The organism is Streptomyces sp. NK15101, assembly GCF_020400725.1.
Lineage (GTDB): Bacteria > Actinomycetota > Actinomycetes > Streptomycetales > Streptomycetaceae > Streptomyces.
In genome coordinates this window covers 1-14,761 of record NZ_JAINVG010000034.1, presented here as the reverse complement: position 1 = coordinate 14,761, position 14,761 = coordinate 1, and the positions used below count along the sequence as shown (strand labels likewise).

General features: G+C 74.4%; 12 protein-coding genes. 8 read left to right on the top strand and 4 right to left on the bottom strand.

Annotated features, from left to right (window positions below; translation table 11 throughout):
* Positions 1-51: 51 nt before the first annotated feature.
* Positions 52-2,490, top strand: coding sequence for an MFS transporter (locus K7G60_RS19415; RefSeq protein ID WP_374115652.1), 2,439 nt, complete (start codon positions 52-54; stop codon positions 2,488-2,490).
* 10 nt (positions 2,491-2,500) lie between these two features.
* Here K7G60_RS19415 and K7G60_RS19410 read toward each other — a convergent pair whose 3' ends face one another.
* The gene (locus K7G60_RS19410) at positions 2,501-3,709 is read right to left on the bottom strand and encodes a hypothetical protein (protein WP_225802206.1); all 1,209 of its coding nucleotides are present in this window, start codon (positions 3,707-3,709) and stop codon (positions 2,501-2,503) included.
* Positions 3,710-4,057: 348 nt separating this feature from the next.
* On the opposite strand from K7G60_RS19410, the gene K7G60_RS19405 reads away from it, so the two are divergent.
* The 4 genes from K7G60_RS19405 to K7G60_RS19390 are packed head-to-tail and all read left to right on the top strand — an operon-like array spanning position 4,058 to position 9,205.
* Positions 4,058-4,891, top strand: a complete 834-nt coding sequence (locus tag K7G60_RS19405; protein WP_225802205.1) for a M55 family metallopeptidase — start codon at positions 4,058-4,060, stop codon at positions 4,889-4,891.
* The gene (locus K7G60_RS19400) at positions 4,884-6,218 is read left to right on the top strand and encodes a M20/M25/M40 family metallo-hydrolase (RefSeq protein ID WP_225802204.1); all 1,335 of its coding nucleotides are present in this window, start codon (positions 4,884-4,886) and stop codon (positions 6,216-6,218) included. The genes K7G60_RS19405 and K7G60_RS19400 overlap by 8 nt, the downstream gene beginning before the upstream one ends.
* Before the next feature lie 21 nt (positions 6,219-6,239).
* Positions 6,240-8,261: a prolyl oligopeptidase family serine peptidase gene (locus K7G60_RS19395; protein WP_374115651.1), complete on the top strand. Its 2,022-nt coding sequence runs from the start codon at positions 6,240-6,242 to the stop codon at positions 8,259-8,261.
* Positions 8,258-9,205: an LD-carboxypeptidase gene (locus tag K7G60_RS19390; protein ID WP_225802202.1), complete on the top strand. Its 948-nt coding sequence runs from the start codon at positions 8,258-8,260 to the stop codon at positions 9,203-9,205. The genes K7G60_RS19395 and K7G60_RS19390 overlap by 4 nt, the downstream gene beginning before the upstream one ends.
* 122 nt (positions 9,206-9,327) lie before the next feature.
* On the opposite strand, the gene K7G60_RS19385 is transcribed toward K7G60_RS19390, so the two are convergent.
* Positions 9,328-9,981 carry a GntR family transcriptional regulator gene (locus K7G60_RS19385; RefSeq protein ID WP_225802201.1) on the bottom strand — a complete coding sequence of 218 codons (654 nt, stop codon included), beginning with the start codon at positions 9,979-9,981 and terminating at the stop codon, positions 9,328-9,330.
* Between the two features lie 211 nt (positions 9,982-10,192).
* On the opposite strand from K7G60_RS19385, the gene K7G60_RS19380 reads away from it, so the two are divergent.
* Positions 10,193-11,965 carry a CocE/NonD family hydrolase gene (locus K7G60_RS19380; RefSeq protein WP_225802200.1) on the top strand — a complete coding sequence of 591 codons (1,773 nt, stop codon included), beginning with the start codon at positions 10,193-10,195 and terminating at the stop codon, positions 11,963-11,965.
* 27 nt (positions 11,966-11,992) lie between these two features.
* Here K7G60_RS19380 and K7G60_RS19375 read toward each other — a convergent pair whose 3' ends face one another.
* Both K7G60_RS19375 and K7G60_RS19370 read right to left on the bottom strand, forming a co-directional pair.
* Positions 11,993-13,081, bottom strand: coding sequence for an adenosine deaminase (locus K7G60_RS19375; protein WP_225802199.1), 1,089 nt, complete (start codon positions 13,079-13,081; stop codon positions 11,993-11,995).
* A gap of 222 nt (positions 13,082-13,303) precedes the next feature.
* Entirely contained in the window at positions 13,304-14,065 is a 762-nt protein-coding gene (locus K7G60_RS19370; protein ID WP_225802198.1) for a GntR family transcriptional regulator, read from the bottom strand.
* Between the two features lie 188 nt (positions 14,066-14,253).
* On the opposite strand from K7G60_RS19370, the gene K7G60_RS19365 reads away from it, so the two are divergent.
* Entirely contained in the window at positions 14,254-14,505 is a 252-nt protein-coding gene (locus K7G60_RS19365) for a DUF1049 domain-containing protein (protein WP_225802197.1), read from the top strand.
* A partial coding sequence (locus K7G60_RS19360) for a hypothetical protein (RefSeq protein WP_225802196.1) occupies positions 14,502-14,761 on the top strand: 260 nt, incomplete at its 3' end. The genes K7G60_RS19365 and K7G60_RS19360, both read left to right, overlap by 4 nt.

The following is a 14,761-nucleotide window of genomic DNA, read 5'->3' as shown; positions in this document are numbered from 1 at the left end:
GCAATGCGAAGAATGGCGCGGCGCAGACGCCGTGACGAGGGGAGCAGACACGTGGGTGCGATCACGATGGTGAAAGGCCTCGACGGGGACGCGGAACCGCTCGCCCCGGACGGCCCGTCCACCGACCTCGCGCCACCGCCCGGCCCGGGACCCGCCGCCCTCGACCCCCGCCGCGTCCGGCTCGTCTTCTGCGGCCTCGTGCTCGCGCTGCTCCTCGCCGCGCTGGAGCAGATGATCGTCGCCACCGCCCTGCCGAAGATCGTCGGCGAACTCCACGGCCTGGACCGGATGTCCTGGGCGATCACCGCCTACCTGCTGACCTCCACCATCGGCCTGCCGGTCTACGGAAAGCTCGGCGACCTCATCGGCCGCAAGGGCGTCTTCCTCTTCGCGATCGTCGTCTTCGTCATCGGCTCCGGCCTCGCCGGCTGGTCCCGCACGATGGACCAGCTCATCGCCTTCCGCGCGGTCCAGGGCATCGGCGCCGGCGGTCTCATGATCGGCGTCCAGGCGATCATCGCCGACATCGTCCCGGCCCGGGAACGCGGCCGCTACATGGGGCTCATCGGCGCCGCCTTCGGCCTCGCCTCCGTCGCGGGACCGCTGCTCGGCGGCTTCTTCACCGACCACGTCTCCTGGCGCTGGTGCTTCTACTTCAACGTGCCCTTCGGGCTCGTCACCCTCGCCGTCGTCGCCACCGTCCTCAAGCTCCCGAAGCCCACCGCACGCGCGCGCTTCGACGTCCTCGGCGCACTGCTCCTCGCCGCCGCCTCCACCTGCCTGGTCCTGCTGACGAGCTGGGGCGGCACCGAGTACGCCTGGGACTCCCGGGTCATCCTCGCCCTCGCCTGCGGCGCCCTCGGAACGGCCCTGCTCTTCCTGGTCGTCGAGCACTTCGCGCCCGAACCGCTCATTCCGCTGCGGCTGTTCCGCGACTCCGTCTTCACCGTCACCGCCCTCGTCGGCGCCGTCATCGGCATCGCGCTCTTCGGCGCCGCCAGTTACCTCCCCAGCTTCCTGCAGATGGTCGAGGGCGCCAGCGCCACCGAGTCCGGCCTCCTGATGCTGCCCCTCATGGGCGGCATCGTCATCGCCTCCGTCGTCTCCGGCCAGCTCATCAGCCGCACCGGCCGCTACAAGGTCTACCCGGTGGCCGGCGGGGCCGTCGCCGTCCTCGGCATGTGGCTGCTCTCCCGCATGGACACCGACACCCCGCGCCTCCAGCACAGCCTCTGGCAGGCCGTACTCGGCACCGGCATCGGCCTCGTCATGCCGGTGCTCGTGCTCGCCGTGCAGAACTCCGTACGCCCCGCCGACCTCGGCACCGCCACCAGCGCCCACAACTACTTCCGCCAGATCGGCGGCAGCGTCGGCGCCGCCGTCTTCGGCACCCTCTTCGCCTCCCGGCTCGACGACGCCCTCGGCGACCGGCTCGCCGGCGTCCTCGCCCAGGACGGCTCCACCCCGCTGCCGCCGGCCGAGTCGATCACCCCGGGGACCGTCCACACCCTGCCGCCCGCCCTGCGCGACGCGTACGTCCAGGCGTACGCGGACGCGATGCCGCGGATCTTCCTCTACCTCGTGCCGGTCCTCGCGCTCGGCCTCGTCCTCGCCTTCTTCCTCAAGGAGAAACCGCTGGTGTCCCACACTCCCGCCACCGAGGCCCCCACGACCCCCGTCCCGCACGCCCGCCACGCCGCCCCCGCCCCCGCCGTCGTCCCCCCTCCGCACTCCGGAGTGCCCGTCTGCGGCACCGTCCAGCACCACGACGGCAGCAGGGTCCCCCGGGCCGCGCTCACCCTCATCGACGTCCAGGGCCGACAGATCGGCCGCGGCGCGAGCGGCGAGGACGGCCGGTACGCCCTGAGCGTCCCCGGCGGCGGCGCGTACGTCCTGATCGCGGCGGCCGGCGGCCACCAGCCGCAGGCCGTCTCCGTCACCGTCGGCGACCGGCCGGTGGAGCTCGACGTCGTCCTCGGCGGCGCCGGACGGCTCGCGGGCAGCGTCGTCACCGCCGACGGCACGCCCGTACGGGACGCGGCCGTCACGCTCACCGACGTGCGCGGCGAGGTCGTCGCCTCCACCCGCAGCGGACGCGAGGGCGGTTACGTCATCGGCGAGCTGGTCGCGGGCGAGTACACGCTCGCCGCCAGCGCCCCCGCCTTCCGGCCGGCCGCGCTCCCCGTGAGCGTCCAGGCCTCCCGCGAGACCCGCCAGGACATCGAACTGGCCGGCGGCGCGGTGCTGCGCGGCACCGTGCGGGCCGGGGGAGGGCGCCCCGTGGAGGACGCCCGGGTCACCCTCCTCGACGCCGCGGGCAACGTCGTCGACACCCTCACCACCGGGGCCGACGGCACCTTCCGCTTCATCGACCTGTCCTCCGGCGAGTACACGGTCATCGCCGCCGGGTACCCGCCCGTCGCCACCGTCCTCCAGGTGGCCGGCGGCGGCCGCACCGAGCGCGACCTCCAGCTCGGCCACGAGGACTGACCGGCTCCCCTCAGGAGGCGGTCGTCGCCCTGCGCAGCGCGCTGATGCAGGTGCCGATCGCCTCCTGGAGGGCTTCGAGGCGCTGGAGCATGTCCGCCTCGTAGATGTCCTCCTCCATCACCTCGTCGAGCGTCAGCTCCTCGAAGACCTTCGTCGCCTTCTGCAGGCTGTTGTAGAACCTGGTCCGCCGCTCCTGGACGCGCAGCGCCGGATCCTCCTCGACCGCCTTGGCGACCAGGTTCTTCACCGTGTCGTAGGCCTCGCCGGCCCACTCGCCCGCCTCCTCCGAGTCGTCCAGCTCGTCGAGGAGCGACAGGTGCCGCTCGGCCTCGGCGCGGATCTCGGCCGGTGCCTCCACCGTCTGCCCGGCGGGGGTCCTGATCTGGCCCTTCTCGACGATCTGCCGCACGTACCCGATGCGGTCGGCCGCCTTCGCCTCGCTCGCCACCGCCTTCTTCAGGTCGTCGGTACGGGCGATCGCGCGGGCCATCTCGGTCTGGAGGGCCGGGTCCTCCTTCATCCGGTCCAGCAGCGCCCCGCGCGCGGCCTGGGCCGTCCCGGGGTCGGCGAGGATCGCCGCCCGCAGCGCCGTCGGGTTCTCCGCGACCTCCAGGGCCTTCGTCGGCCGGATGCCCTCCGCCTCGGCCGCCGCGCTGATCGCCTGGCCGCGCACGGAGGACGCGCTGCTGCGGGAGGCGTAGTACGAGAGCCAGACGTCCGCGTCCGGCAGCTCGATGTCCTCGCCCGGGACCAGGACCTCGAACTGCGGGACCAGACCGTCGTCGGCCGCCATGTCCCAGGCCTTGTAGTAGCGCATGACCCGCTCGGGCGAGCACCCGGCGAGCTCGGCGAAGGCCTTCGCGGAGACCTTCGTCCGGGCCGTCCCCTCGGCGGGCTGCCCGCCCGGCCGCACGCTCCGGGCCACCTTCAGCGCGAAGGCCCAGCCGCCGGTCCGCGCGTAGACCCCGAAGTCCCGGGCGTCGCGCACGACGACGGGGTCGTGGTCCTGCCCGTGGACGTCGGCGTCGTCCACGTCCGGAGCGTCGTCCGCGTCGTCCGTGTCCGGGGGCTCGTGCGCGTCCCGCGCGTCCTGGGGCTCCGGGTCCGAGGGCTCCCAGAACTCCGGCTCCTCCGCCATGACGGGCCCGGCGGGCTCGGGGACGACGGGGGGCTCGGTCTCGGCGGGGGCGGATTCGGACGGGGTGAAGGCGATGGTCACCGAGAGCTCTCCGGAAGGTCGACAACGACAACTGCGGCCGACAGCCTATACGCACCCCTTGGCGAGGTTTCGTCCGATTCGAAGGCCGCCGATCGGGTGGCGCGCCGGGCCGTCACGAGGACACCGTGCCCCCATGTCCCACGGGGCGGCCGTCCCCTCCTCGCATCCGCGCGCACAGCGGGCCCCGGGATCCCGCCCACCGGCACGGCGGATCGTGGAGGAGCCCAGGAGGGATCCGGAACCGGCCGGGCGAGGCGTACCGCCGTCCGGTGGGCGCCATTGGTCCACTCCAACGGAGGTTATCCACAGGGGTGGTAGGGCCGCCGGGCGGCGCGTACGGTGCCAGGCATGAAGATCCTCATCAGCGCCGACATGGAGGGCGCCACCGGTGTGACCTGGCCCGCCGACGTGCTGCCCGGCACGCCGCAGTGGGAGCGGTGCCGCGCGATGTTCACCTCCGACGTGAACGCCGCCGTGCTCGGCTTCTTCGACGGCGGCGCGGACGAGGTGCTCATCAACGAGGCGCACTCGTCCATGCGGAACCTGCTCCTGGAGCGGCTCGACGAGCGCGCCGAGATGCTCACCGGCCGGCACAAGTCCCTCTCGATGGTCGAGGGCGTGCAGCACGGGGACGTCGACGGCATCGCCTTCGTCGGCTACCACACCGGCGCCGGCACCGAGGGCGTCCTCGCGCACACCTACCTCGCCAACTCCATCACCGGCGTCTGGCTCAACGGCGAGCGGGCGAGCGAGGGCTTCCTCAACGCCCATGTGGTCGCGGAGTACGGGGTGCCCGTCGTCCTCGTCACCGGGGACGACCTGACCTGCGAGGACGCCCTCGGCTACGCGCCGGAGGCGCCCAAGGTCGCCGTCAAGGACCACGTGTCGCGGTACGCGGCGGTGTGCCGTCCCCCCGCCCGGACCGCCGCCGACATCCGCGCCGCGGCGAAGACCGGCGCCGCGCTCGCCGTCCGGTACGAACCGGTCCGGGGCGGCCCGTTCACCGTGGAGCTGGAGTTCGACGCCGAGCACCTGGGCGCCGCCGCCACGGTGGTTCCCGGCGTGGCGCGGAGCGGTGAGCGGCGCGTCGCGTACACCAGCGGGACGATGTACGAGGCAATTCGCACGTTCAAGGCGGTCACGACCATCGTCTCGGCCGCGGTGGAGGAGCAGTATGGCTGAGGAGGTCCGGAGCCCGGACACGACGGCGCTCGACGAGGTGGTCACCTTCACCTCCGAGCTCATCCGCATCGACACCACCAACCGGGGCGGCGGCGACTGCCGCGAGCGGCCGGCCGCCGAGTACGTCGCCGAGCGGCTCGCGGACGCCGGGATCGAACCCACCCTCCTGGAGCGGACCCCCGGCCGCACCAACGTGGTGGCGCGGATCCCCGGCACCGACCCCTCGGCCGAGGCGCTCCTCGTCCACGGCCACCTGGACGTGGTGCCCGCCGACCCCGCCGAATGGACCGTGCACCCCTTCTCCGGCGAGGTCCGCGACGGGATCGTCTGGGGGCGCGGCGCCGTCGACATGAAGAACATGGACGCGATGGTCCTGGCCGTCGTCCGCTCCTGGGCCCGCCACGGCATCCGGCCCCGCCGCGACATCGTCCTCGCCTACACCGCCGACGAGGAGGCCAGCGCCGAGGACGGCTCCGACTTCCTCGCCGACCGGCACGCGGCGCTCTTCGAGGGCTGCACGGAGGGCATCAGCGAGTCCGGGGCGTTCAGCTTCCACCCGCAGCCCGGCACCACCCTCTACCCGATCGCGGCGGGGGAGCGGGGCACCGCCTGGCTCAAGCTCACCGCCCGCGGCCGGGCCGGCCACGGCTCCAAGGTGAACACGGCCAACGCCGTCACCCACCTCGCCGCGGCCGTCGCCCGGATCGGCGCCCACACCTGGCCGGTCCGCCTCACCACGACCGTCCGCGCCGCCCTCACCGAACTCGCCTCGCTGTACGGCATCGAGGTCGACACCGGCGCCCCCGACCTCGACGTCGACCTCCTCCTCGACAAGCTCGGCCCCGCCGCCGCCCTCGTCGAGGCGACCGTCCGCAACAGCGCCAACCCGACGATGCTGGAGGCCGGTTACAAGGTCAACGTCATCCCGGGCCAGGCCGTGGCCTACATCGACGGGCGGACGCTGCCGGGCGGCGAGGAGGAGTTCGTCGCGACCATGGACCTGCTCACCGGACCCGACGTGGAGTGGGAGTTCCACCACCGCGAGGTACCCCTGGAGGCCCCGGTCGACTCCCCGACCTTCGCCAAGCTCCGGGCCGCCGTCGAGCGCTTCGACCCGGCCGGGCACGTCCTGCCCTTCACCATGTCCGGCGGCACGGACGCCAAGCAGTTCTCGCGGCTCGGCATCACCGGCTACGGCTTCTCGCCGCTCCGGCTGCCCCCGGACCTCGACTACGGAGCGCTCTTCCACGGCGTCGACGAGCGCGTCCCGGTGGACGCCCTGCACTTCGGCGTCCGTGTGCTCGACCACTATCTGAAGTCCGCGTAGGACAGAGGGGGGACCAGTCCCATGACAGGGGGAGACGAGATGGCCACGACCACGGCCGGGTACGGCAGCTGGCCGTCGCCCGTCGACGCCGCGCTCGCCGCCGCCCACGACGGGCGGCCCGAGTACCTCGGCGCCGTCGGCGACGAACTCTGGTGGACCGCGCCACGCCCCGCCGAGGGCGGCCGGCGCGCCCTCGTCAGGCGGCGCGCCGACGGCACCGAGGAGAGCCTGCTGCCCGCCCCGTGGAACGTCCGCAGCAGGGTGATCGAGTACGGCGGGCAGCCCTGGGCGGCCGTCGCGCGCCCGGCGGACGGACCGCTCGCCGTGTTCTGCCACTTCCCCGACCAGCGGCTCTACGCGTACGAACCCGACGCCGGGACCACCGCGGAGCCGCGGCCGCTCACCCCGGTCTCCTCCGTCGGCGGCGGGCTGCGGTGGGTGGACCCGGTGATCCACCCGGACCGGGGCGAGGTGTGGTGCGTCCTGGAGGAGTTCACCGGTCCCGCGCCCACCGACGTGCGCCGCGTCCTCGCCGCCGTGCCCCTCGACGGCTCGGCCGCCGAGGACCGCGCCGCCGTCCGCGAACTCTCCGACGGACGCCACCGGTTCGTGACCGGACCCCGGCTCTCCCCGGACGGCCGCCGGGCGGCCTGGATCGCCTGGGACCACCCCCGGATGCCCTGGGACGGCACCGAGGTCCAGCTGGCCGAGGTCACCCCCGACGGCACCTTCCACGAGGCCAGGACCGTCGCCGGCGGGACCGCCGAGTCGATCCCGCAGGTCGACTGGGACGCGGCCGGCCGGCTGCTCCTCGTCAGCGACCGCACCGGCTGGTGGAACCTCTACCGCGCCGAGGTCGACGCCGACGGCGGCCTCGCCGAACCGGAGGCGCTCTGCCCGCGAGCCGAGGAGTTCGGCGGCCCCCTCTGGCAGATCGGGCTCCGCTGGTTCACGCCCCTGGAGAACGGGCTGATCGCCGTCGTCCACGGCAAGGGCACCACCGGCCTCGGAATCCTCGACCCCGAGCGCCGCACCCTCGTCGACGCCGGCGGATCCCGCACCGAGTGGGCCGCCACCCTCGCCGGACACGGCACCCGGGTGGTCGGCGTCGCCGCCGGACCGCGCAGCTCCGCCGAGCTCGTCGAGCTCGACACCCGCACCGGCCGCAGCCGCGTGGTCGGCGCCGCCCACACCGACGCCGTCGACCCCGCGTACCTCCCCGAGCCCCGGATCCGCACCTTCACCGGCCCCGGCGGGCGGGAGATCCACGCCCATGTGTACCCGCCCCACCACCCCGGGTTCACCGGGCCCGAGGACGAGCTGCCGCCCTACCTGATCTCGGCCCACGGCGGTCCCACCGGGCGCGCGCCGCTCGTCCTCGACCTGGGGATCACCTACTTCACCTCGCGGGGCATCGGCGTCGCCGTGGTCGACTACGGCGGCTCGACCGGCTACGGCCGCGAGTACCGGGAGCGGCTGCGCGAGCAGTGGGGCGTCGTCGACGTCGAGGACTGCGCGGCCGTCGCGGCGGCGCTCGCCGCCGAAGGCACCGCCGACCCGGCCCGGCTCGCCGTGCGCGGCGGCAGCGCGGGCGGCTGGACGACCGCCGCGTCCCTCGTCTCCACCGACGTGTACGCCTGCGGCACGATCATCTACCCCGTCCTCGACCTGCGGAACTGGGCCGCCGACGAGACCCACGACTTCGAGTCCCAGTACCTCCACGGACTGATCGGGCCGATCGACGAGGTGCCCGCCCGCTACAAGGAGCGCTCGCCGATCGAGCACGTCGACCGGGTCACGGCCCCCTTCCTGCTGCTCCAGGGCCTCGACGACGTCATCTGCCCGCCCGCGCAGGCCGAGCGCCTCCTCGCCCGCGCGGCCGGCCGGGGCGTCCCGCACGCCTACCTCGCCTTCGAGGGGGAGGGACACGGCTTCCGCAGGGCCGACACCATGATCAAGGCCCTGGAAGCCGAACTCGCCCTGTACGTAAGGACCTTCGGCATCGACCGTACGGACGTACCGGACCTGGAGTACCGCACGTGACCGGCCCGTCCTCCGCCGTCGAACCCCTGACCCGGGCAGGGCGGCTCGGGCCCGGGGCACGGGTCGCCGTCGTCGCCCCCAGCGGGCCCGTCCCCGAGGAGCGGCTCACCGCCGGGCTCGACGTCCTGCGCGGCTGGGGCCTGGAACCGGTGGTCGCCCCGCACGTCCTGGACGCCCACCCCACGCTCGGCCACCTCGCGGGGGCGGACCGGGCGCGCGCCCGCGACCTGACCGAGGCCTGGTGCGACCCCTCGGTCTCCGCGGTGCTCTGCGCGCGCGGCGGGTTCGGGGCCCAGCGCATGGTGGACCTGGTCGACTGGACGGCGATACGGGCGGCCGGGCCCAAGGCGTTCGTCGGCTACAGCGACGTCACCGCCCTGCACGAGGCCTTCGCCGTCCGCGCGGGCTTCGCCACCCTGCACGGGCCGATGGTCGCCGCCGGCACGTTCCTGTCGGACCCGCGCACCCGGGAGTCGCTGCGGGCCACCCTCTTCGAGCCCGAGACCGTCCTCACGCTCGGTCTGGAGACGGCACGCTCCCTGGTGCCCGGCCGCGCCCGGGGCGTGACGCTCGGCGGCTGCGTCAGCCTCCTCGCCGCCGACCTCGGCACCCCGCACGGGCGGCCCTCGGCGCGCGGCGGGCTGCTGCTCCTGGAGGACGTGGGGGAGGAGCCGTACCGCCTCGACCGCATCCTCACCCAGCTGCTGCGTTCCGGTTGGCTCGACGGGGTCGCGGGCATCGGCCTCGGCTCCTGGGAGGAGTGCGGTCCGTACGAGGAGGTGCGGGCGGTGCTCGCCGACCGCCTCGGCGGCCTCGGCGTGCCGGTCGTGGAGGAGATGGGCTTCGGGCACAGCACGACCGCGCTGACCCTGCCGCTCGGCGTCCCCGCCGTACTCGACGGGGACACGGCCACGCTCACTCTGGACGCACCGGCCCTGCGCTGAGCGGGCCCCGCGGCGACCGCCTCGACGGTCCGGCCCGACGGCCCGCCCCGGGAAGGCGGTCGGCAGGGCCGCCCGACAGTTCGGGCCCTCGCGACCCGCCGCCGACGGGGGCACGGTGGGGACTACTCCGGCGCCGTCCTGCGCTGGTGCGCGGCGGCCTCGTCCCGGCTCGTCTCCAGGTGGCGCAGGGCCAGCTTCTCGACGCGCTCCACGTCCCGCGCCTCGATCCCCCGGTACAGCTCCGCGTGCTCCTCGGCGACGACGGTGAAGTCGTCGTGCTGCCCGAGCAGCCAGCGCATCCGGCTGCGCAGCGTCGCGTTGAGCTCGCTGAGGAGGGCGTTGTCGGCCAGTTCCGTGACGGTCTCGTGGAAGTCGGCGGCCGCCCGCCGGGCGGCCTGCCCGTCGCCCTTGGCCGCGGCCGCCAGCTCGGCGTCGAGGTCGGCGCGGAGCTTGGCGAGCCCCGCCCGGGTGCGGCGCTGCGCGGCGAGCCGGAAGCCGAGGATCTCCAGGGCGGACCTGACCTCGCCGAGGTCCGAGATGTCGGACGCCGTGAACTCTCGGACCACCGCCCAGGTGCGCGGGCGCGGCGTCACCAGGCCCTCGGCGACCAGGTCCCGCAGGGCGTCGCGGACGGGCAGCCGGCTCACGTCCAGCTCGGCGGCGATCTCGCGCTCCACCAGCCGGCTGCCGGGGGCACGGGTCCCGTCGATGATCTGATCGCGCAGGACGCGCGTCACCCGCTCCGATTCGGGTCTGAATTCCTCAGCGCCTGTCATGCCGCCATTCTCCCATCGGAGAGCGGGTGGCGGTCCGTGGGACCCGGCCGTGGGCGCGGGGCGTGCCGCCTTCACTGAATCTCCGTCAACAACCTTCGTCCGGCGCGTTGACGGGCTTATGACACGTGTCACAGCATGAGCGCTGCCCCGGTACCTACCAGTCGGTAGGTGCCGGGTCTCCCGGCGTCGTCCTCAGTGTGGAGGTCCCTCCGTGTCCCGTGCCGTGCCCCGCTCCCGCAAGGTCCTCGCGCTCGTGGCCGGCGCGGCCGCGCTCGCCGCACCGCTCACGCTCGCCGCGCCCGCCGGCGCCGAAGCCGGCTCCGGCGCGTACACCGTCACCCCGCTCCGGTTCACCGTCGAGGCGAACGGCCGGAGTTGCGCGGTCGACGCCGACCTCTACCGGCCCGCGGGCGTGGACGCCGCCCACCCCGCGCCCGCCGTCCTCGCCACCAACGGCTTCGGCGGCAGCAAGAGCGACGGCTCCACCGCCGCCGTCGGCAAGGCCTTCGCCGAGCGCGGCTACGTCGGCCTCGTCTACTCGGGCCTCGGCTTCGGGAAGTCCGGCTGCCTGATCTCCCTCGACGCCCCGGAGAGCGACGGCCGGGCCGCGACCCGCCTCGTCGACTTCCTCGCCGGCACCCACGCCGCAGACGACGGCACCCGCGCCGACTTCGTCACCCGGGACGGCGCGGGAGACCCGCGCGTGGGCATGATCGGCGGCTCCTACGGCGGCGCCGTACAACTCGCGGCCGCCTCCGTCGATCCCCGCATCGACGCCCTCGTCCCCCTGATCACCTGGAACGACCTCGCGTACTCGCTCGCCCCCAACGCCGCCGACCGGTCCACCCCCGGCGTCTTCAAATGGCAGTGGGCCAACGGCTTCTACCTCATCGGCGAGGGCCAGCCCCTGCTCTCCCCGTCCCTCGACCCCAGCCGGATCAACTCCCTCGGCTGTCTGCACTTCGTCGCCGACGCCTGCGACACCGTGAGGCTCCTCAACTCCGGCCGCTACCCGGCCGCCGAGACCGAGAAGATGCTCACGTACGCCCGCGGCGTCTCCCCGGTCTCCTACCTGGACCGGATCACCGCGCCCACCCTGATCGTCCAGGGGCAGTCCGACAGCCTGTTCAACCTCAACGAGGCCCGCGCCACCTACGACCGGCTGCGCGAGCGCGGCGTCGACACCCGGATGATCTGGCAGTCCTGGGGCCACAGCGGAGGGCAGAAGCCGGGCGAACTCGACCTCGGCAACCCCGAGGGGAGTTACGTGGGGCAGCGCGTCCTCGCCTGGTTCGACCGCCACCTCCGGAAGAACGCGGCCGCGGACACCGGCCCCGCCTTCGCCTGGTACCGCGAGGGGCGGAGCGGTTACGGCACCGCCGACCGCGTCCCGGCGCTCAGCCAGGAGCTGTACCTCTCCGGCGACGGCAAGCTCGTCGACAACCGCACGAAGGTCGCCCGCGGCTCCCGCCGGTACGGCAACTGGCTGATCCCGACCAGCCACTCCGAGTCCTCGCTCGCCGGCATGACCGGGCTCCCCGATCCCCGGCCGTACGACACCCCCGGCACCTACCTCGGCTGGACCAGTGCCCCGCTCGCCGCGCCCGTGGACCTCGTCGGCGCGCCGAGGGCGACGCTGCGGGTGGTGTCCCCGGCGACCGAACGCGTCCAGGACTCGGGCGACGCCGCCGACAAGCTCGTCCTCTTCGCCAAGCTCTACGACGTCGCGCCCGACGGGACGAAGACCCTGGTCAACCGGCTGGTCGCGCCGGTACGCGTACCGGACGTCACCCGCCCCTTCACCGTCGAGCTGCCGGGCATCGTCCACCGCTACGAGACGGGCCACCGGCTGGAGTTCGTCGTCGCGGCGAGCGACACCGCGTACTTCGGCAACCGGGGCATCAAGCCGGTGACCGTCGTCAGCGCCCCCGAGTCCACGGGGACGCTCTCCCTTCCCCTGGTGGGCGGGGGAAGGGTCGGCTGAGGCCCTCGGGCCCTCGGGCCGGCTGGCCTACAGCGCCGCGTACCCCGGGCGGACGACCTCGTCGATCAGCCGCTGCCGCTCCGGCAGCGGCAGGAAGGCGGCCTCCAGGGCGGCGACCGTGAACTCCTCGAAGACCTCGGGGCCGTACCCGAAGGCGTCCACCATGTGCTGGAACTCCTCGCTCATGGTGGTGCCGGAGACCAGCCGGTTGTCGGTGTTGAGCGTGATCCGGAAGCCGAGCCGGCGCAGCTCGTCGATCGGGTGCGAGGCGTAGTCCTTCGCGGCGCCCGTCTGGAGGTTGGAGGTCGGGCAGACCTCCAGGGCGATGCGGTTGTCCCGGACGTACGAGGCGAGCCGGCCCAGCGTGCCGTCCTCGGCGATGTCGTCCGTGATCCGCACGCCGTGGCCGATCCGCTCGGTGCCGCAGACCTGCACGGCCTCGTGGATCGACTCCGCGCCGACGGCCTCGCCGGCGTGGATCGTGTAGTGGCAGTTCTCCCGCTTCAGGTGCTGGAAGGCGGCGAGGTGGCGGGCCGGCGGGTTGCCGATCTCGCCGCCGGCTATGTCGAAGCCCGCCACGCCGTTGTCCCGGTGCGCGACGGTGAGCTGCGCGATCTCCAGGGAGCGGTCGGTGTGGCGCATGCCGGTGAGGAGGGTGCGGACCGTGATCCGGCCGCCGGTGCGGCGCTCGCCCTCGCGGAAGCCGTCGTTCACCGCCTCGACGACCTCGTCGAGGGTGAGGCCGCCCTCCAGGTGCTGCTCGGGGGCGTAGCGGATCTCGGCGTAGACGACGCCGTCCGCCGCGAGGTCCTCGGCGCACTCGGCCGCGATGCGCACGAGCGCCTCGCGGGTCTGCATCACCGCGCAGGTGTGGGCGAAGGTCTCCAGGTAGCGCTCCAGCGAACCGGAGTCGGCGGCGTCCCGGAACCAGACCGCGAGCTCGGCCGGGTCCTCGGTCGGCAGCGCGGTGTACCCGCACTCCCGCGCCAGCTCGACGATGGTCGCGGGACGCAGCCCGCCGTCGAGGTGATCGTGGAGGACGGCCTTGGGGGCCCGGCGGATCCACTCGGAGACGGTGGCGGCGGCAGGCGTGGCAGGGTTGTCAGACAAGTGCATGGCGGGGAAGTGTACGCCAAGGGCGGGCGGGGTGCTGTGACGGGCCCGACAGCGGTCGGGGGGCCGGGAAATCCGCCCGCATGCCCGCATGCCCGCACGCACGCATGCCCGCACGCACGGGCGCGCGGGACGCCCACGCGGCCCACGGACCGGCCCGGGCGCGCGGAGGCGCCCATGTGGCTCCCGGCCCGGGCTCGGCCCGGACCCGCTCCCCGTCCCCGCTCAGTGCGACTGCAGCACCGGCAGGGCGGGCGTGCCCGTCGGGAGCATGTGCTTGGCCGCCAGGACCGGGGTCTCGCCGACCCGTACCACCTGGGTGACCAGGACGGCGGGGGTGTCCGCCGGGCGGCCCAGCTGCTCCCCGCGCCGCCGCCCGAGCAGCGTCGCCGTGATCCCGCTGTGCGCGCTCAGGGCCGTCTCCCGCGAGGCCCCGACCAGCACGGCCAGCATCGAGACCGCGCCGCCGGCCGCCGCGTCCGCCTCCGCCGCCCGCAGGGCCCGCGCGAACTCCGGGTGCACCCGGTCGAGCAGCTCGTCGGGCGCCGCCCACTCGTGGCTCAGCGCCGCCGCCGTGCCCTCCCCGCCGAGTACGGACTCCCAGAACCGCAGCTCGGCGCGGGCGGGCGCGAGCAGGTGCTGGGTGGTGAAGTCGGTCGGCTCCTCGACGGTCCTGAGCAGTGCCCGCACCCGCAGCGGCGTGCCCGCGCCGATCAGCTCCTCCAGCGGCTGGACCTGCTCGAAGCCGCGCCGGGGCGGGCGGTCGTTGACGGTGCGGCCCACCCCGCGCCGCACCGTGAGGACGCCGTCCTCCTGCAGCAGCAGCAGCGCCTCGCGCAGGGCCGGCCGGCTGACGCCCAGCTCGGCGGCGAGCTTCGGTTCGGAGGGGAGCGTGGAGCCCGGCGGGTAGGTCCCGTCGTGGACGGCGTCCGCGATCCGCTCGTAGAGCGCCACGACCGGTCGCCGCCGCTGCCCGCTGACCGCCACGGCCCCTCCTCGTCTCGTCCCCGGCTCGCTCTCCGCCGGTCTTCGCACCACGGTAGTCGTCCCATGTTGTCTGACAAGTCACCCGTACGGCTCCTCTCACCGTCACGGGGAGGCGCCGCGCGTCCCATTCTGGTCCCACGGCTGTGGCCGGGTACGACCGACGGCACGACGGAGGAGAGGGGCCGGGCATGAGTCCCAAGTGGGCGCCACGGGCAGCGGGCGGGGGCGCGTCCCGGTGGGCCGGAGCCCTCACCCCGGGGCGGATAGCGATGGTCGCGGTCGCGGTCGTCACCCTGGTCTTCATCTTCGAGAACACCCGTGAGGTCAGGATCCGCCTGCTGGTCCCCGAGGTCACCCTGCCGCTCTACGTGGCGCTGCTCGCGACCGCCCTCCTCGGCGCGGCCTGCGGCTACTACTTCGCCGCCCGGAGGCGGAAGTGAGGCGGGCCACCGTCGTCGGCGCCGTCGCGGTCCTGGCGCTCGCGGCCGTCGCCGTGTCCTCGGCGGAGGACGCCGCCGCGCCGGACGAGGAGGCCGGAACACGGGCGATGCCGGACTTCCTGGACCGGGGCCTGTGGCGGGTCTTCACCCGGCTCGACCGCCGGACCCGGCTCGACGTCCACGACGTGAGCGGCCGCGACCGGCGGGTGCTCTGGCCGCCGCGCTGGGAGGTCTGCACCCAGTACCCGGCGGCGGG

Bases quoted from the DNA above. Each gene is read 5' to 3' on its own strand.
- K7G60_RS19405 (WP_225802205.1), top strand. From the start codon at position 4,058: ATGAAGATCCTCATCAGCGCCGACATGGAGGGCGCCACCGGTGTGACC.
- K7G60_RS19400 (WP_225802204.1), top strand. From the start codon at position 4,884: ATGGCTGAGGAGGTCCGGAGCCCGGACACGACGGCGCTCGACGAGGTG.
- K7G60_RS19395 (WP_374115651.1), top strand. From the start codon at position 6,240: ATGACAGGGGGAGACGAGATGGCCACGACCACGGCCGGGTACGGCAGC.
- K7G60_RS19385 (WP_225802201.1), bottom strand. From the start codon at position 9,981: ATGACAGGCGCTGAGGAATTCAGACCCGAATCGGAGCGGGTGACGCGC.
- K7G60_RS19375 (WP_225802199.1), bottom strand. From the start codon at position 13,081: ATGCACTTGTCTGACAACCCTGCCACGCCTGCCGCCGCCACCGTCTCC.
- K7G60_RS19365 (WP_225802197.1), top strand. From the start codon at position 14,254: ATGAGTCCCAAGTGGGCGCCACGGGCAGCGGGCGGGGGCGCGTCCCGG.